Below are 3,491 nucleotides of genomic sequence, written 5' to 3' on the forward strand. Positions count from 1 at the left end.
TCGTCTTGAAGGACAATATTTTTTATTATAATAAAGAAAATGGTAGCTTTATTGAAGGAAAATGGGTTAAAGGAGAATGGCGTGCTGACAAATAAAGAAATGATAAAGAGATTTAGAGATTATGCGGATATAGCTGATGCTTCATATGCTATGTTACATTATGTGTATGAAAGTATAGATTCTGCAAATCCAAATAAAGCTTGGTTAGCTGATAATATCAGCTTAGGCGATAAAATTAAAAAAGATATAGATATAATGGACAAACAAGGTAAAGCAATAAACACCAAAAAACAAGGAGAAAACACCACCTACGCTCGAGCCATAGAAGCACGACTTTGCAAAGAAATGATAAATGATGAAAATAAACAAATAAAATCTATCAACGATATATCACTTCAAGCTAGAATCTCCCAACGCACCAAAAACTTTGTAAATCGTTATGAATTAGTCCATCATATCCCAAATACTCTAAGTGGTTATTCATCTACAATCTTTTATGACATGCATAATAAAGATTATATCATTGCCTTTCGTGGGACAGAGTCTAAAAAGGAAATAATGTGAGAATGGTATATGTAATCTTTGGAATCTTAGCAATAATGTTTTTTTAGTTAGTGGGTGTTTATTTAAATACTTTGATCCGCAGTATTATGAATACAAAAAATTATTTTACGAAGAGAGTGGAATATATATCTATGATGAAACACTATATCAAGAAGCTGAAAAATTACGAAAAAAATAGAGGTTTGTATATATTTGCAACTTTTACCCCTTTATTATCTAATGGTTATGAGCTCAAGATTGACACACAAAAAGCTTCTACGCAAGCTAGGCAAATTAATACTAGAATACGAACAAGTGATTATCTCGAATATTATTTTATAGACTCTCAAAACAAAAGACATATAATTTCATACATGAAAGGATTTTATTTTCAATATTACGGCTTATGGTTGCAAGGTGATGAGGGGAGAGGATTTTATTGGGAAACAACGGATTACTTTGATAATGGTTCGAGTGCTAATAAATTTATTTTCAAGGATGAAAAATGGGTAAAAATAAAGAATTAATAAGTAGATTCAAAGATATGGCTAATTGTGCTAATGCAAGTTATGCTTTTTTAGAGTATGTGTATGAGAATATAGAGTCTAAAGAAAGTGTATAAATGAATAGGCTTAAAAAGATTCTAAAAAATATTAAGTCTTATTGTATTTTCTTTGATGATTCTATGGAATATGACATTTGGTTGGGGGTGGTTTGTGCCTTATAGCCTACAACCAAGTTATCACGAATTTGGAGCAATGTGTAAGCTTAATGAATTACCAGACAATGAAGAGAAATATAATAAAATCTTATCATATTATGATTTAGATTGGAATACTATGTTTGAAACAATGAAACCAATGTAAACGAGCGATGAATATCAAAAAAATATATGTTAGGAGAAACCAAAATACACAACAGAATAGAATTTGATTCAGGTTTTTTTGTATATTTAGATAAGACGAAACAAAATATTGTTAGGATTAGCCCATATTTTTTTGCAAGGTGGGACACTAAAAGAAAATATCTCACAACAAAAAGCATAGCTTCTTACGAGCTTGTATTTAAAACAGCTTATGGAAGTTGCACATCTATTAAGGATTAACAATGAGCAATAAAGAACAAATACAGAAATTACGAGACTATGCAGAGCTAGCTTGGGCTAGTTATTGGTACTTTCATTTGGCAGATAAAGATTATAAACCTAAAGGTTGGTGGAATAAAGATAGGGAGAGATTGGAACAATTTGCAAAACAATATAATAATCCTAAAGCAACAGAAGTTGAATTAGAATCTATTAGACCCACCTACGCTGACATTCTCAACATAGAATATAGCCCTTTATTTAGTGGCGATATATCCCCCAATCAAGCAAAAAGATTCTTTTCTCGCTATGATTTACTCATTCATCAACCAAATACTGAAAGTGGATTCTCTGCTACTTTATTTGGAGAAAAAAGAAAACAAAAGAATACAGAATCTAAAGAGATTAGCTATACAAGTGAATATGGCTATATCAATTATATCTTAGCTATTCGTGGTACAGAGCCACTTAATATGGGTGATATAGGAGCTGATACAAGTCTCACATTAAGAAATCTCCCTAAAAAACAACATCTTGATATGCTTTTGTTTTATAATCAATGTATAGGAAATATTCCTTTTATGTAGAAAGAGATTCCAAAGAATATACTTTAGCTATACAAGGTAATTATGATAATAGAGATTATGTAGAAGCAGATGCTTGGAATTTATTGATAAAAGAGCAAGTGCCACGAGCCCACTATAATAAATATACTTAATTTTTATGAACACAGAATCTAAAGGGATTATAAAATGAAAGAATTTAAAATATTGCTGATTATCTATATACTATTAAGCCTATTATTTGCCATTGGATTTTATGGATTGATAGGAGATTTCCAAAAATCTACTAAATTTTTTATAACACTTTTAGCAATTCCTTTGTTCCCTTATTCCTTATTTTTCTTTATTGTAGATACGGTAAAAAGCTTTACGATATGGAAGCTAATAAGTATAATATTGCTAATCCTATCTGCTTATATGTATTTTATAGAGGAATGGGACTGGGTATTTTCAGATAGAGATTTATATATATCCCCATCTGCAAGATATTTTATAACACTTTTAGCAATTCCTTTGTTTCCTTATTCCTTACTTTTCTTTATTGTAGATACGGTAAAAAACTTTACGATATGGAAGCTAGTAAGTATAATATTGTTAATCCTATCTGCTTATATGTATTTTATAGACAAATATGATTGGGCTTGGTTAAGATAGATTGGCAATGCTAAATGGTACTTATAAATAAATGGAGGGATAACATGGAGAATAAGAATAAAGAATTAATTAAAAAGCTTAGGGATAATGCCGAACTTGCTTGGAGTGCTTATGGATATTATGATTTTTTTACAGAACCTTTTTACCATATGTATCTTTTAGACGATAATAAACAGGCACACTATATTAAGGATATAGCGGATATTATGAATATTTCATATTGTGATGTTTATGTGGCAGACTTAATATTTCCAAATAGAGAAGGGATAAAAGTAGGCACACTTAAAGGTGATATGACTCCCACACAAGCACAACGCTTTTTTGAAAAGTATGATTTACTAGATTACTATCCAAAATTTGACTATAAACATAACAAACAAAAACAGGGTTTCCACGCTTGTTTATTCCAAAATAGAGAATCCAAGCAATACACCCTTGCTATACGAGGTAGTTATGATAATAGAGATTATGTAAAAGCAGATGCTTTGAATTTATTGATAAAAGAGCAAGTGCCACGAGCTTATTACGAGGATATGCTAAGATTCTATAATCAATGCAAAGCAAAATATCCTGCTATCATAGAATCTAAAAGCTTAAATATAGTAGGACATTCACTAGGTAGTGCTCTAGCTCAAATGCTTACTTTA

At 30.2% G+C, this 3,491-nt stretch carries 6 protein-coding genes; all 6 read left to right on the forward strand.

All coding sequences use genetic code 11. The annotated features are described in order from the left end of the window. Positions 1-81 precede the first annotated feature (81 nt). The gene (locus tag LS81_RS11575; RefSeq protein ID WP_138069936.1) at positions 82-564 is read left to right on the forward strand and encodes an alpha/beta hydrolase family protein; all 483 of its coding nucleotides are present in this window, start codon (positions 82-84) and stop codon (positions 562-564) included. Positions 565-650: 86 nt separating this feature from the next. Next, positions 651-1,070: a hypothetical protein gene (locus LS81_RS10510; RefSeq protein WP_237022235.1), complete on the forward strand. Its 420-nt coding sequence runs from the start codon at positions 651-653 to the stop codon at positions 1,068-1,070. A gap of 150 nt (positions 1,071-1,220) precedes the next feature. Continuing rightward, positions 1,221-1,409 carry a hypothetical protein gene (locus LS81_RS11580; protein ID WP_162549633.1) on the forward strand — a complete coding sequence of 63 codons (189 nt, stop codon included), beginning with the start codon at positions 1,221-1,223 and terminating at the stop codon, positions 1,407-1,409. A 241-nt stretch (positions 1,410-1,650) separates the two neighbouring features. Further along, positions 1,651-2,214, forward strand: a complete 564-nt coding sequence (locus LS81_RS12195) for a hypothetical protein (RefSeq protein ID WP_237022236.1) — start codon at positions 1,651-1,653, stop codon at positions 2,212-2,214. 165 nt (positions 2,215-2,379) lie between these two features. Beyond that, a complete protein-coding gene (locus LS81_RS10535; RefSeq protein WP_034344533.1) occupies positions 2,380-2,844 on the forward strand; it encodes a hypothetical protein in 465 nt (154 codons plus the stop codon). Between the two features lie 44 nt (positions 2,845-2,888). Next, positions 2,889-3,491: alpha/beta hydrolase family protein (locus tag LS81_RS10540; protein WP_138069937.1), on the forward strand; the 603-nt coding region annotated here is incomplete at its 3' end.

This window comes from Helicobacter trogontum, assembly GCF_000765905.2.
Classification (GTDB): domain Bacteria; phylum Campylobacterota; class Campylobacteria; order Campylobacterales; family Helicobacteraceae; genus Helicobacter_A; species Helicobacter_A trogontum.